Source organism: Microbacterium sp. NPDC089695 (assembly GCF_044749085.1).
Classification (GTDB): domain Bacteria; phylum Actinomycetota; class Actinomycetes; order Actinomycetales; family Microbacteriaceae; genus Microbacterium.
This window is the reverse complement of record NZ_JBIVHG010000001.1, coordinates 130,762-144,581: the sequence shown is the minus strand read 5'-3', so window position 1 is coordinate 144,581 and position 13,820 is coordinate 130,762. Positions and strand designations below refer to the sequence as shown.

Here is a 13,820-nt window from a genome sequence, read left to right as displayed (position 1 = left end):
TCAGTCGCGCGGCGGCGTCGCGCCCGAGCTGAGCGCGTGCAGCAGCCGCGAGAGGCTGTCGATGTCGGCGACGCTCCACTCGGAGAGGTTGTGCATCAGCATGCCCTCCAGGGGCTCGCGGGCCTCGACGAGCTTCGCCTGGCCGCGCGGGGTGAGGCTCAGCAGAGAGGAGCGGCCGTCGTTCGGGTCGGGGGAGCGCTCGATGAGGCCGAGGTCTTCGAGCTCGCGCACGGTGCGGCTCACCTGCCCCTTGTCGACCAGCATCCGCTCCGACAGTCCGGATGCCGTGACCGAGCCGCACCGGGCGATCGCGGTGAACGTCTTGTACGCGCCGGGCAGCATGCCGGGACTCACGCGATTCGCGTTCTCCATGATGAGACGCCGGAAGTGCGTGATCAGCTCGCTGAACTCCGCCTCCAGGGAGCGGACCGCAGCGGTCCGCTCCCTGGAAGCCTCGGCGAGGTCACCGTCCATCGGAGTCGCCGGATCCGGGCCGCATCACCGTCACGGTGCCGGTGCGCGGGGCGCCCGACAGAGCCTCGGCGTCTGAGATCGCGACGTCGGCGGCATCCTCGACCGAGCCTCGATCCTTCGCGGCATCCGCCTCGGCGCGCTCGCTCGTGGTCATGCGGGTGAGCGGCTTGTTCGGCAGGAACAGGATCGCGACGAGGCTGATGATCGCGAGCGGGATGCCGATCAGGAACGCGTGCGAGATCGCCTGGGCGTAGAAGTCCTCGATGATCGATCGCACGGGTTCGGGCAGCAGACGCACCTCGGGCAGGGTGCCGCTGGAGAGCTGGGCTGCGACCTCGGCGCCCTTGTCGCCGAGCTGCGCGATCGCGGCGCCGATCCTCTCCTTGCCGTCGGCGAACAGGCCGGTCAGCGAGTTCGCGAGCACCGCGCCCATGACCGAGACGCCGACCGTGCCGCCGAGGCTGCGGAAGAACGTGACGCCCGAGCTCGCGACGCCCATCTCGGCGGGCTTCGCGACGTTCTGCACGATGAGCACGAGGTTCTGCATCGTCATGCCGACGCCCGCTCCGGTGAGGAACATGTAGATCGAGACCAGCACGAAGTTCGTGTCGTAGTGCAGGGTAGACAGCAGCGTGGAGCCCGCGATCAGCAGCACCGAGCCGAGGATCAGGTAGCCCTTCCACTTGCCGAAGCGCGTCACGAGCTGCCCGACGACCATCGACGCGATCAGGAGTCCGGCCATCATCGGCAGCGTCATGAGGCCGGCCTCGGTCGGCGAGGCGCCGCGGGAGAGCTGCATGTACTGCGCGAGGTACACCGAGGTGCCGAACATCGCGACGCCGATCGAGATCGACGCGACCACCGAGAGGGTGAACGTGCGGCCGCGGAACAGCGAGAGCGGGATGAGCGGCTCGCGCGCCTTGAGCTCGACGATGACGAACGCGATCGTGGCGAGGATCGCACCACCGACCATGAGAACCGTCTCGGTGCTCCACCAGTCGAACGACGACCCGGCGTTCGTGACCCAGATCAGCAGCAGCGACACGGCCGACGACAGCAGCACGATGCCGAGGTAGTCGATCGACGCCTTGCGGGTGCGCTCGGTGCTGATGTGCAGGGTCTTCTGCAGGATGATCAGCGCCGCGACCGCGAAGGGGAGGGCGACGAAGAAGTTCCAGCGCCAGTTGATCGTGTCGGTGACCCAGCCGCCGAGCAGCGGCCCGCCGACCGTCGCGACGGCCATGACCGCGCCGAACAGTCCCATGTAGCGGCCCCGCTCGCGCGGGCTGATGATGTCGGCCATGATGACCTGGCTCAGCGCGGCGAGCCCGCCGCCGCCGAGGCCCTGGATCGCGCGGAACAGGATCAGCGTGTTCGTGTCCTGTGCGAATCCGGCGGCAGCCGTGGCGCCGACGAAGATGATGATCGCGAGCTGGATGAGCAGCTTGCGGTTGAAGAGGTCGGCGAGCTTGCCCCAGATCGGGGTGGAGATCGCGGTCGTGAGCAGCGTCGACGTGATGACCCACGTGTAGGCGGCCTGGTCGCCGCCGAGGTCGTGCACGATGACGGGCATAGACGTCGACACGACCGTGGTCGCGATCATCGAGACGAACATGCCGAGGAGGAGGCCGGTCAGTGCCTCCAGCACCTGGCGGTGCGTCATCCGAGCGGGGGAGTCGGTGGTCATGCGGGGCCTTTCGTGATGCGCAGGACGGGATGCTGCGACAGCTCTGGCGCACGCGAAGATAGTTGAACTTCGTCAACCATACTCGCGTGGTTGATCTTCGTCAACCATTTGCTCCGATGGGGTGTGGGTTGAAGGGCGGTTCAACGAAATGACCCAGACCCTCTTGTCTTGTGGGAGCGCTTCCGCAAGGATTGCGGGCAACGCATGGGAGCGCACCCACGGGGTCGCAGACCTGATGCGCCTGTGCGACCGACAACGCATCCTGAGGGGGTTGCAGCATGGTTACGAAAGATCGGAAGCGGAAGACCCTGGCGGTTCTCGCCGGCGGACTCGTCCTCGGAGTGGGGGTCGCCGTGACTCTCGCCGCGTGGAACGACTCGGAGTTCGCGCAGGGCACGTTCACGTCCGGCTCGTTCAATCTGCAGGGTTCGGTGGCGGGCGACGTCAACGCCAGCTACAGCGATCACAACGTCGACACCGGCGGCACCGCCGCCACGCTCGCGTTCACGCTGCCCGCAGGACTCGTCGGCAACATGTCTCCGGGCGATGCGGTCTACGCCGGATTCTGGGTGCGTCTCGCCGCCGGCACCACCACCGGGGCGAGCCTGTCGGCCAACGGCACGACGGCCGACCCCGCCGCGACCTCCAACACCGGCAACCTGTCGTATCAGGTGTACCAGTTGGCGCCGGGTGCGACGTGCAACGCGGCCTCGGCCACCGGCACGCCCGTCGCGAGCGGCGCCACCCTCGACGTGCAGACCGGTGTGACGCCGATGACGCTGACGAAGGGAGCGAACGCCACGACCGCGGGCACCGCCGTCCAGCTGTGCTTCAAGGTCACGGCGGCTACGGCGCTCAAGCAGGGGCTGGCGACGACCGCGACGTGGAAGTTCACGGCGTCCTCGACGACCTGAGCCCGAGATGCAGACCCGCAGAGCCATGCGGGAGGCGAAGCGACATCGCTCCCGCCGGATCCGGGCCCTCCTCGCGGGGGGACTCGTGTTCGGCGTGGGCGCTGCGATGACCCTGGCCGCATGGAACGACTCCGAGTACGCCACGGCGACCTTCACCGCCGGGCGCTTCGACATCGTCGGGGCGACCGACGGGGCGACCTTCTCGAGTCACGCCACCGCCGGCGCCGCCGCGACGCTGAGCTTCGCCGTCGCGCCCACGGCGATGGTCCCCGGCACGACGACGTACGCGCTCTTCAGCGTGAAGACCGCGAACCCCTCGGCGGCCGGAACCCTGCAGCTGACCGCCGGAACACCCGGGGGGACGGGACTCGCCACCTACCTCACCTACGGGGTGCGACTGGTGCCGACCGCCGCCACGCCGAGTCTCTCGTGCACCGCGGCGACCTACGCTGCCGCCTCGGGCGCGAGCAGTGTGATCGTCGCCGACGGATCCGCCCTCACGGTCAACGGGTCGCCGACCACGACGGTGCCGCAGGCGGTCACCGCGAACGGCGGCAACCAGCTCAACTACTGCGTCGCGGTCACCCTGCCGACCACGGCGGCGAACGGTGCGCAGGGACTCACGATGACGCAGACCTGGCAGATCCAGGGGACGTCGTCGTAGCCCCGATCGACACGGAGAGGAGAGGATGCGATGAGCACGCCGATGACACGACGCGATCTGCGCGAGCGCATGGAGTCGGGCGAGGCGCCGGCCATGGCATCCGTTCCTCCGTCTCCGCGCCGGCGGCGGGGGATCGGACGGATGCTCGGCGACGTCCTGCTGTGGATCGCCGCGCTCGGCGGAGCGGTGTGCATCGTGCTCGTGATCCTCGCCGTCACGGCGCAGATCACGCTCATCATGTTCCGCACGGGGTCGATGTCGCCGACGATCCCGGCGGGGTCGGTCGCCGTGGTGCAGCACGTGCCGGCGTCGGCGATCGAGGTCGGCGACGTCGTGACGGTCGACCGCGAGGGCGAGCTGCCGATCACGCATCGCGTCACGTCCGTCGCCGACGGCCCCACCGCCGAGCAGCGGGTCATCACCATGCGCGGCGACGCGAACGCCGCCGAGGACCCGTTCCCGTACACCGTGTCGTCGGTGCGGATCGTGCTCTTCTCGGTGCCCGCCGTCGCGACCCTGATCGTCGGCATGGGCAATCCGGTCGTGCTCGGCGCGCTCACCGCCGCGGCGACGCTGCTCGTGGTCTGGGCGTTCTGGCCGCGCAGCCCGCGACGTCGAGAGCGCGGCGTCACATGAACGTGCGGCGAGGATGCCTGGTCGGTGCCGCCTCGGCCGTCGCGCTGCTCCTCGGCGGCGGCGCCGCTCCCGCATGGGCGGCACCCAGCACCGAGGTCATCCAGGGGCAGGTGCTGCGCCTCGTCTCGGTGGCCGACTGGGCGGCGGCGTCGAGCCTCCTGCCCGGCGAACGCGTGCAGTGGGACGTCGCCGTGAGTGCCGACGCCCCCGACGCGGGCCGCGTCACCCTCGCCGTCAGCGCCACGGGAGATGCACCGGTCCTGGTCGACGCCGAACTGTGCATGCAGGAGTGGAGCGATACGGGATGCCCGGGCGGTGCGACCGTGCTCGAGACGTCGTGGAGCATCCCCCGCGACGGCGACGAGGTGGCGCTCGCCGACTTCGGATCCGAAGAGGTCGCACACCTGCGCCTGTTCGTCGCCCTCGACCCCGAGGGCGACGACGACGAGGACACCGCGACCGACATCCGCGTCCACGCGCGCGGAGCGGGTGACAGCGTGGTCGCCGGGTCGAGTGGAACGCTGCCCGCGACGGGCGGAGCGCTCGCCCCCTGGGCGATCGGGGCGGGAGCGGCGCTCGCCGTGATCGGCGTGGGGCTCCTCGCGCTGCGCTCCCGGCGCGACGACCCGCTGGGCGAGCGCGGGAGGGCTCGGCCATGAGCAGGCGACGTACGCGGTCGTCATCGGCGGGCAGGCGGCTGCTCGCCGGCATCCTCGGTCTGTCGCTCGCCGTCGGAGGGTGGGGGATCGCCTCGCTTCCGCAGACCGACGCCTATTTCACCGACATCGAGTACACGGCATCCGGGACCTTCACCGCCTTCGTCGTGCCCGCGCCGACGATCACCTCGTGCACGGTCGCGCTCAACGGGCTCGGCATCTTCCAGAGCGTCACGCTCGTGTGGACGTCGCCGTACCCGGCGAACGGCGTGCGATTGACGCTCACCCAGGGGGCGACCACGGCCGTGGTCCCGGCGGCGAACATCACCACGACCGGACCCACGGGAGGCCTCTACACGCACACGGCGGTGCTCAACCAGGGACTGCTCGTGAGCCTGATCGCCAACCTGCTCGGCAGCACCACGACGATGACGGTGAACAACCTGCTCGTCGGCACATCGTGGATCTCGGCCGGCGCGTCGCGGCAGCTCGCCGTGGGCGCGCTGGGGATCGGGGGCACCTGCACCTAGCCGGCGGATGCGGCGTGCCTCCGGGTGTGGGCGACCCTGCGGATCAGTCGGCGAGGGCGAGCGCGCGGAAGGCGTCGCGCTCACGGAGGTGGTCGCGCCGGCTCGGCGACGCCGCCGGCATCCGCGCGGGGATCTGCTGTCCGGTCGTGCGCCGGTAGAGCTCGTCGATCAGGTCGGTCGCGAGGCCCACGAGCTTCGCGATCTCGCGCTCGTCGCGGTCGATCCACACGCACCGGGGCTCATCGTGCACCGGGGCGAAGTCGACGTGCTCCTCCCACACGAAGAGCGTGCGCTCGGCGCCGAGCACGTGCTGCTGCCACCACACCTGACGGAGGTAGGTACGAGGGATGCCGCGGAACGCCTTGTTCGTCGTCTTGATCTCGGCGAGCTGCACCCGCCCGCCCGCGTCCACGGCGATGCCGTCGGGGGTGGCGAGGTGGCGGTGCTCGACCTCCGCCCGGAACAGCGCCGACGAGGGCATGATGCCGTGCGTCGCGGCCACCCACGCGGCGATCTCGGGCTCGCGTCGACGGCCGTGGTCGGTGTAGGCGTTGCCGCCGAAGCGGGGGCCGCCGCCGAGCTTGGAGTCGGCCGCGCGTGCGATGGACTTCTCGCCCGTGAGTCCGGCGACGTCGGTCGCCGTGATGCCCCGTGACCTCGCCCGCATCCACGCGACACGGTCGCGGGAGTCCGCCACGATGCGCGCTTCGAGTTCCGGGGTCACCTCTCGACCCTAACCCCGCCCGCCGACGGTCCCGCCCTCCCACGCCGCCGCGCTCCCGTCCTGCATCCTCTCCCCTCTCGCCGAACCACCCCTCTTTGTGCGAGCCACCCCCAAAGGGACCATGCGAAAAGGGGTGGCTCGGAGGAAGAGGGGTGGCTCGGGGGCAGCGGGGACCGGATGTGGGGTGAAGCGACTTCGTCTGCACATCGGTGAATGTTCGTGATTCCATACACATCGCTGATCGATCTCGCCGACCCTGATGCGTGGAGAGGCACACTCACGGGATGCGGCACGCCGACCTCCATGAACTCGACGACCTCCTCTTCGATCGATCTCGTCTCGAACGCGACGGATGGACGTCGCGTTCGATTCGTGGCGCAGTGGAGGAGGGGCGCCTCCACCGGGTTCGACGAGGATGGTTCATGCGGCGTGAGGAGTGGGATGACCTGTGGCCCGAATCGCGGCACCGCGCTGAAGTGCTCGCCACTGCCGGGTCGACGACGACCGCGCGGCCGGTGTTCTCGCATGTCTCCGCGGCGGTGCTGTGGAACTTGCCGCTCCACCGCGTGCGACCGCAACGGGTGCATGTCATGGCAGAGCGTGCCCACCATCGGCACAGCGTGCCCGGCATCCTTCGACACGAGGGTGCGTTGCCAGCCGCAGACATCGACGAGATCGCGGGCATTCGCGTGACGAGTCTGAGTCGAACCGTGTATGACGTCGCGCGCACCCTGAATCCTGAAGCCGCTCTCGCCATCGCCGATGCCGCCATCGCGCATGTCGCGGGCGACCCGTGGGCTTTTGACGCGCTCGCCGCGGATGTCTTGCTGAGGGCGCTCGCTCGGCGGGCGCGGACGACGGGTGCCCGCGGCATCCGCCAAGCTCGGGAGATCGTGTCCCTAGCCGACGGTCGGGCTCAGCTCCCGCTGGAGAGCGTGACTCGATACCGCCTGCATCAGCTCGGATTCGCGAGACCGCTGGTGCAGGTGCCGGTGGCGGCACCGGGCGGTGGTGTCTTCTGGATGGATCTCGGGCTCGAGGCGGCGCGCACCTTCATCGAATGCGATGGGCTCTCGAAGTACCTCGACCCCTCGCTTCGTGGTGCCCGGACGACCGAGCAGGTGCTGCTCGACGAGAAAGCGCGCGAGGACTGGGTGCGGGGGACCACGGGATGGCGGGTCGTGCGCATCGACAGCGCGGATATGCGAAGCGTCGATTCGGCCGACGCTCGATTTCGTGCGTTCGGTCTTCGCCCGACGCGGTAAGGGCGACCCCCTGTCGACCCACCCCTTTGTGGTCGACCCACCCCGCTATGTACGGACCGTAGCGGGGTGGGTCGACCACAAGGGGGTGGTTCGGCGGAGGGAGGGGAGAGGGGAGAGAAGGAGAGGGGAGAGGGGGAGAGAGGGAGAGGAGAGGGGAGAGAGTGGGATTTGGGGAGAGGTGGAACCTGAGGTAGAGTTGTCGCAACCGAAGACCGCTGGTCATCGAACGTGTGCGAACACGGACGATCGAAGCTCTGCTCAGCAGGGGCCCGCGCAGGACACGAACTTCCCGAAGCTCCGTGCGCTTGCGCCGGAGCTTTTCTGTTGCATGCGGTCGAGGTGGCGCCTCACCGCCGTGAGGCGCCTCGTACACACCAAGGAGTGACCATGGCGCAGAAGGATGCATCGGTCGCCGAGCTCACGAAGTCATTCGAGGACTCGACTGCCGTTCTGCTGACCGAGTACCGCGGTCTGACGGTTGCCCAGCTCAAGGAGCTGCGCAACAGCATCCGTCAGGACGCTGAGTACGCCGTGGTGAAGAACACGCTGACCAAGATCGCCGCCAACAAGGCCGGCATCACCGCGCTGGACGACGACCTCAAGGGTCCGTCGGCCGTCGCGTTCGTGCACGGTGACTTCGTCGCCACTGCCAAGGCTCTTCGTGACTTCGCCAAGGCCAACCCGCTTCTCGTGATCAAGGCCGGCATCTTCGAGGGCAACGCCCTTACCGCCGACGAGGTCAACAAGTACGCCTCGCTCGAGAGCCGTGAGGTTCTGCTGGCGAAGGCTGCGGGCATGATGAAGGCGACGATGGGCAAGGCTGCCGCCACCATCGACGCGCTTCGCGAAAAGCTCGAGACCGCCGAGGCCGCGTAAGCGCCTCACGTTCTCGTACAACAACCCCATCTATCTAGGAGATACATCATGGCGAAGCTTTCCACCGAGGAGCTGCTCGAGCAGTTCGCTGGCCTGACCCTCGTCGAGCTCAACGACTTCGTGAAGGCGTTCGAGGAGAAGTTCGAGGTCACCGCTGCTGCACCCGTCGCCGTCGCCGGCGCTGCGGGTGGCGCTGGTGCCGAAGAGGTCGAGGAGAAGGACTCCTTCGACGTCATCCTCGAGGCTGCTGGCGACAAGAAGATCCAGGTCATCAAGGCCGTCCGCGAGCTCACCTCGCTCGGCCTCGGCGAGGCCAAGGCTGTCGTCGACGGCGCTCCCAAGGCCGTCCTCGAGGGCGCGAACAAGGAGACCGCCGACAAGGCGAAGGCCGCTCTCGAAGAGGCCGGCGCGACGGTCACCCTCAAGTAATCCCGTCCGGGTCGCGATGCATCCCATCGCGTCCTGAACGTCTGCGAAAGCCCCGTGCTCCGGCTCGGGGCTTTCGTGCGTCCCCCGGCAGAGGATGCCGGTCAGCGCGGCGCCGCGGTCGAGCTGCGCACGACGAGCGAGGATGCCGTCACGGTGCGCTCGAGCGGAGCATCCGGCCGATGCATCCGCTGCTGCAGCAGGCGCACGGCCTCGTGCCCCTGTTCGCGCGGCGACTGCCTGATCGTCGTGAGCGCGAACATCTCAGCGTGCTGGTGATCGTCGACGCCGACGATGCTCAGCTCCGTCGGGACCGCGATGCCGAGGCGTCGGGCGGCGATCATGGCTCCGATCGCGGCCTCGTCGCACACCCCGATGATCGCGCTCGGGCGTCCTCTCCGGTCGCCGAGCAGCTCGACCGCCGCCGCGTAGCCGCCCGGCATGGTGGGCGGGGCCTCGGCGATGCGCGCGCGATCCGCGAGACCCGCCGCCGCGAGCGCCTCGCGGTAGCCGTCGATGCGTCGGGCGTCGCCGAAGCTCAGTGCCGCGGGTTCGTGCGCTCCGCCCACGAAGGCGATGTCGCGGTGCCCCAGCTCGATCAGGTGCTCGGTCGCGATGCGGGCCGCGGCGACGTCGTCGATCGAGACGGCGCTGGATCCCTCGCTGTAGGGTCCGACGCTCACGAGGGGGCGTTCGGAACGGTGCAGGTGCTCGAGCTCCTGCGCGCTCGGCTGGATGCCGACGGCGATGATCCCGTCGAAGCGACGTCCGGGGAGCACGTTCTCGAAGAGGCGCTCGCGCGTCTCGGTGCCCTCGCGGATGCCGTACAGCGCGAGTTCGTAGTCGAGTGCGAACAGCGCTTCCTGGATGCCGGCGAGCAGCTCGCAGAAGAACCACCGGTCGACCGGTGGCATGATGACGCCCACGGTCTGCGTGCGCCCGGTGGCGAGGCTGGTGGCGGAGGAGTGGGCGACGTAGGCGAGTTCGTCCGCGGCATCCGTCACGCGTCGGCGGGTGTCGTCCGAGACGTATCCGCGCCCGCTCAGCGCGCGGCTCGCGGTGGCCTTCGACACGCCCGCACGGGCCGCGACGTCCGCGATCGTGCTCATCGGTCCTCCTCGACCCGGTGCCGGCGCGTACGACCCCGTGCGCGCCGAAGTCATCGTAGCCCTTCCCGAACGCGAAGGGAACCGGTTCCAGGCACAGGGGTCGAAAGCGCTCCCGTGCGCCCGCCCGACCCGTCCGCAAAGGTTGCACGGTTGTGATCCTCTCGTGTTGTGCCGGGATACTGCACGCCGGTAGGTTGTCCTGGAATCGGTTCCCGATCTGCGCCGAGGGGCGGTGCAGATCAGCCGGGAGTCGTGAAACTCGAAGAGGAGAATTCACATGGGTCTGTCACAGCGTTCCCGGCGTTACGCGCCGATCGCCCTCCTGGGTGTCGCGGGCATCGCGCTCGCGGGTTGCGGTGCCCCCGGTGCCCCGGGCGGCGGCAGCGGCGGCGGTGGAGGAGACGACACCGTCACGATCTACGGCACCATCGTCGACTCCGAGGCGGAGCTCCTGCAGGAGTCCTGGAAGGACTGGGCCGACGAGAACGGCATCACCATCAAGTACGAGGGCAGCCAGGACTTCGAGACCCAGCTCGGCACGCGCGCCCAGGGCGGCAACCCGCCGGACATCGCGATCTTCCCGCAGCCGGGTCTGTTCGCCGACTTCGCGAACCGCGACTACCTGAAGCCCGCTCCGGAAGAGGTCGAGAAGAACGCCAACGAGTACTGGACCGAGGACTGGGTCAACTACGGCACGGTCGACGGCACCTTCTACGGCGCCCCCCTCATGGCGAACGTCAAGGGGTGGATCTGGTACTCGCCGGCGAAGTTCGCCGAGTGGGGCGTCGAGGTCCCGACCACGCTCGACGAGATGCAGGCGCTGACCGACACCATCCAGGCCAAGACCGGCACCCCGGCATGGTGCGCCGGCTTCGAGTCGGGCACCGCGACCGGCTGGCCGGGCACGGACTGGGTCGAGGACTACGTTCTGCGTCAGGCCGGTCCCGACGTCTACGACCAGTGGGTGACCAACGAGATCCCGTTCACCGACCCGCAGATCAAGACCGCGTTCGACTCGGTCGGCGAGATCCTGCTCAACCCGGCGAACGTGAACGCAGGCTTCGGCGACGTGCGCTCGATCAACTCGACCGCGTTCGGCGACGTGGCCCCGGCCCTCGCCGGCGGCACCTGCGCGCTGACCCACCAGGCCTCGTTCCTGTCAGGCTTCTTCCCCGAGGGCACCAACATCGCCGAGGACGGCGACGTGTGGGCGTTCATGCTCCCGGGTGAGAGCGCCGACGACAAGGCCGTGACCGGTGCCGGCGAGATCGTCGGAGCGTTCAGCGACTCCGAGGCCACCCAGAAGGTCCTCGCGTACCTGTCCAGCCCCGAGTGGGCGAACAGCCGCGTGAGCCTCGGCGGTGTCACCTCGGCCAACAACGGGCTCGACCCGGCGAACGCGAAGGACCCGATCCTCCAGGAGACCATCAAGATCCTGCAGGACCCGGACACCACCTTCCGCTTCGACGCGTCCGACCTGATGCCCGGTGCCGTCGGCGCCGGAACCTTCTGGAAGGGCATCGTCGCCTGGGTCAACGGCACCTCGACCGACGAGGTCCTGACGCAGATCGAGACCGGCTGGCCGTCCAGCTGATCGGATGAGGAGGGCCGCCCGCCCGGGGCGGCCCTCCTTCTCCCTCCTGTCAGCCCGCACAGTGGCGTGCGGGCCGATCCGCACCGCGTCATGAAGGGGAATCCGTGAACGCGACAACATTCTTCCAATGGATCGGGACACTGCCCCAGATCCTTCAAGCAGTGGTCGTGGTCATCGCGTTCGCGGTGGTCGTGGCCGTCATCCTCCTCCTCGTCGACATCGCTCCGCGTCGAGGGGCCGTCTACACCTGGGTGCGGCTGGCGATGTGCCTCCTCATCCCGGCGGCCGTCATGTTCTTCTTCAGCTCCTATTACTGGGCGATGGGCGTCGCCGTCGTCGTGGGGGCGCTGTTCTTCCTGCTGGACTACCGATCCCGCGACGGTGCGGGGTATCTGATCCAGCTCGTGGCCTTCATGGCCCCGGCTCTGCTCCTGCTGCTCGTCGGGCTCATCCTCCCGTCGATCCAGACGATGTACTCGTCGTTCCGCAACTCCTCGAACAGCGACTTCGTCGGGTTCGCGAACTACGTGTGGATCTTCACGCAGTCCGACGGCGTCACCTCGGTGGTCAACTCGATCATCTGGGTGCTGCTCGTGCCGACCGTGTCGACGATCGTGGGTCTCGCCTACGCCGTCTTCATCGACCGCACACGCGGCGAGAAGATCTACAAGGTGCTCGTCTTCATGCCGATGGCGATCTCGTTTGTCGGCGCGAGCATCATCTGGCGCTTCATGTACGAGTACCGGGGCGGCGACTTCAAGCAGATCGGTCTGCTGAACCAGATCCTGGTGTGGTTCGGGGGAACGCCGCAGCAGTGGCTGCTCAACGAGCCGTGGAACAACCTGTTCCTCATCGTGGTGCTCATCTGGGTGCAGACCGGATTCGCGATGGTCGTGCTGTCGGCATCCATCAAGGGCGTCCCGGCCGAGCTCCTCGAAGCCGCCGAGCTCGACGGGGCCAACGCCTGGCAGCGCTTCCGCTCGGTCACGGTGCCGTCGATCCGCCCCGCGCTGATCGTGGTGCTCACCACGATCTCGATCGCCTCGCTGAAGGTGTTCGACATCGTGCGCACCATGACCGCCGGAAACTACGGCACCTCGGTGCTGGCGAACGAGATGTACACGCAGTTCTCGAAGTTCGAGGCCGGCCGCAGCGCCGCGCTGTCGGTCATCCTCTTCATCCTGGTGCTGCCGATCGTCATCTACAACGCCAGACAGATCAAGAAGCAGCGGGAGGTGCGCTGATGAGCGACACGCTGAAGACCGAGACCCCGGCCTCGACCCGCGCGATCACGACCGGCGGAGGGCTGGATGCCGCGGCGGGCCGCGCGCGCAAGCGTCTGTCCCGTCCGTGGGCGTCGGTCGGCTCCATCCTGATCGCGGTGCTGTGGACGATCCCGACGCTGGGCCTGTTCATCTCGTCGTTCCGTCCGCGCGACGACATCCAGTCCAGCGGCTGGTGGGAGTTCTTCGCGAACCCCCAGGTGACGTTCGACAACTACGTGCAGGTGCTGCAGTCGGGCACCACGCAGCTGACGATCCTCGAGTCGTTCGTCAACTCGATCGCGATCACGATCCCGGCGACCGTGATCCCGCTGATGATCGCGGCGATGGCGGCGTACGCCTTCGCATGGATCGACTTCAAGGGTCGCAACGCGCTGTTCATCTTCGTGTTCGCGCTGCAGATCGTGCCGATCCAGATGGCTCTGGTGCCGCTGCTCAGCTCGTTCTCGCGGGGCATCAATTTGTTCGGGCTGCAGGTCACCCTGCCGCTCGACGCCTCGCAGGGGTACGCGCAGGTGTGGATCGCGCACACGATGTTCGCGCTGCCGCTCGCGATCTACCTCCTGCACAACTTCATGTCGGAGATCCCGGGCGAGATCATCGAGGCCGCGCGCGTCGACGGCGCCTCGCGCGGACAGATCTTCTTCCGCGTGGTGCTGCCGCTGACGATGCCGGCGATCGCCTCGGTCGCGATCTTCCAGTTCCTCTGGGTCTGGAACGACCTGCTCGTGGCCCTCGTCTTCGCCGACGGGGCGGCGGCGCCGATCACGAAGCTGCTGGCCGAGATCACCGGAACACGAGGCAACGACTGGTACCTGCTCACCGCGGGCGCCTTCGTGTCGATCATCATCCCGCTCATCGTGTTCTTCGCCCTGCAGCGCTACTTCGTGCGCGGGCTGCTGGCGGGGTCCACGAAGGGCTGACGGACGGCGCAGGGGACGCGACGAAGAGGATGCCGCGGCCGGGTGCAACACAACCCCGG

15 protein-coding genes are annotated in these 13,820 nt (G+C 68.5%); 11 read left to right on the top strand and 4 right to left on the bottom strand.

Annotated features, from left to right (window positions below):
• On the bottom strand, window positions 1–474 hold the full coding sequence (locus tag ACIPYT_RS00755) for a MarR family winged helix-turn-helix transcriptional regulator (RefSeq protein WP_401069461.1): 474 nt from the start codon (window positions 472–474) through the stop codon (window positions 1–3).
• Window positions 464–2,161 (bottom strand): MDR family MFS transporter, encoded by a 1,698-nt coding sequence (locus ACIPYT_RS00750; protein ID WP_401069458.1) that lies wholly within the window; start codon window positions 2,159–2,161, stop codon window positions 464–466. Before ACIPYT_RS00750 ends, ACIPYT_RS00755 begins: the two co-directional genes overlap by 11 nt.
• A 278-nt stretch (window positions 2,162–2,439) precedes the next feature.
• Here ACIPYT_RS00750 and ACIPYT_RS00745 point away from each other — a divergent pair, with 278 nt between their 5' ends.
• From ACIPYT_RS00745 to ACIPYT_RS00725, 5 genes are all read left to right on the top strand, one after another.
• Window positions 2,440–3,075 carry a SipW-dependent-type signal peptide-containing protein gene (locus ACIPYT_RS00745; protein ID WP_401069455.1) on the top strand — a complete coding sequence of 212 codons (636 nt, stop codon included), beginning with the start codon at window positions 2,440–2,442 and terminating at the stop codon, window positions 3,073–3,075.
• Window positions 3,076–3,181: 106 nt separating this feature from the next.
• Window positions 3,182–3,739, top strand: coding sequence for a SipW-dependent-type signal peptide-containing protein (locus ACIPYT_RS00740; protein ID WP_401069452.1), 558 nt, complete (start codon window positions 3,182–3,184; stop codon window positions 3,737–3,739).
• A gap of 30 nt (window positions 3,740–3,769) precedes the next feature.
• A complete protein-coding gene (locus ACIPYT_RS00735) occupies window positions 3,770–4,375 on the top strand; it encodes a signal peptidase I (protein WP_401069450.1) in 606 nt (201 codons plus the stop codon).
• A complete protein-coding gene (locus ACIPYT_RS00730) occupies window positions 4,372–5,034 on the top strand; it encodes an LPXTG cell wall anchor domain-containing protein (protein ID WP_401069447.1) in 663 nt (220 codons plus the stop codon). The genes ACIPYT_RS00735 and ACIPYT_RS00730 overlap by 4 nt, the downstream gene beginning before the upstream one ends.
• Window positions 5,031–5,561, top strand: a complete 531-nt coding sequence (locus ACIPYT_RS00725) for a hypothetical protein (RefSeq protein ID WP_401069445.1) — start codon at window positions 5,031–5,033, stop codon at window positions 5,559–5,561. The genes ACIPYT_RS00730 and ACIPYT_RS00725 overlap by 4 nt, the downstream gene beginning before the upstream one ends.
• A gap of 43 nt (window positions 5,562–5,604) precedes the next feature.
• Here ACIPYT_RS00725 and ACIPYT_RS00720 read toward each other — a convergent pair whose 3' ends face one another.
• Window positions 5,605–6,285, bottom strand: a complete 681-nt coding sequence (locus ACIPYT_RS00720) for a YqaJ viral recombinase family protein (protein ID WP_401069442.1) — start codon at window positions 6,283–6,285, stop codon at window positions 5,605–5,607.
• Between the two features lie 284 nt (window positions 6,286–6,569).
• On the opposite strand from ACIPYT_RS00720, the gene ACIPYT_RS00715 reads away from it, so the two are divergent.
• The 3 genes from ACIPYT_RS00715 (at window position 6,570) to rplL (ending at window position 8,855) form a co-directional block, all read left to right on the top strand.
• The gene (locus tag ACIPYT_RS00715) at window positions 6,570–7,550 is read left to right on the top strand and encodes a hypothetical protein (protein ID WP_401069439.1); all 981 of its coding nucleotides are present in this window, start codon (window positions 6,570–6,572) and stop codon (window positions 7,548–7,550) included.
• 387 nt (window positions 7,551–7,937) lie between these two features.
• Window positions 7,938–8,426 (top strand): 50S ribosomal protein L10, encoded by a 489-nt coding sequence (rplJ, locus tag ACIPYT_RS00710; RefSeq protein ID WP_067121242.1) that lies wholly within the window; start codon window positions 7,938–7,940, stop codon window positions 8,424–8,426.
• Window positions 8,427–8,474: 48 nt separating this feature from the next.
• Complete coding sequence (gene rplL, locus ACIPYT_RS00705; protein ID WP_401069437.1) at window positions 8,475–8,855, top strand: 50S ribosomal protein L7/L12; 381 nt, start codon at window positions 8,475–8,477, stop codon at window positions 8,853–8,855.
• A 101-nt stretch (window positions 8,856–8,956) separates the two neighbouring features.
• On the opposite strand, the gene ACIPYT_RS00700 is transcribed toward rplL, so the two are convergent.
• Window positions 8,957–9,961 carry a LacI family DNA-binding transcriptional regulator gene (locus ACIPYT_RS00700; RefSeq protein ID WP_401069434.1) on the bottom strand — a complete coding sequence of 335 codons (1,005 nt, stop codon included), beginning with the start codon at window positions 9,959–9,961 and terminating at the stop codon, window positions 8,957–8,959.
• A 277-nt stretch (window positions 9,962–10,238) separates the two neighbouring features.
• Between ACIPYT_RS00700 and ACIPYT_RS00695 the strand changes: the two genes are divergently transcribed.
• The 3 genes from ACIPYT_RS00695 to ACIPYT_RS00685 all read left to right on the top strand — a co-directional run bounded on the left by ACIPYT_RS00695 (window position 10,239) and on the right by ACIPYT_RS00685 (window position 13,761).
• A complete protein-coding gene (locus tag ACIPYT_RS00695) occupies window positions 10,239–11,555 on the top strand; it encodes an ABC transporter substrate-binding protein (protein ID WP_401069431.1) in 1,317 nt (438 codons plus the stop codon).
• 104 nt (window positions 11,556–11,659) lie between these two features.
• Window positions 11,660–12,799 carry a carbohydrate ABC transporter permease gene (locus ACIPYT_RS00690; RefSeq protein ID WP_401069428.1) on the top strand — a complete coding sequence of 380 codons (1,140 nt, stop codon included), beginning with the start codon at window positions 11,660–11,662 and terminating at the stop codon, window positions 12,797–12,799.
• Complete coding sequence (locus ACIPYT_RS00685; protein WP_401069425.1) at window positions 12,799–13,761, top strand: carbohydrate ABC transporter permease; 963 nt, start codon at window positions 12,799–12,801, stop codon at window positions 13,759–13,761. Before ACIPYT_RS00690 ends, ACIPYT_RS00685 begins: the two co-directional genes overlap by 1 nt.
• Window positions 13,762–13,820 lie beyond the last annotated feature (59 nt).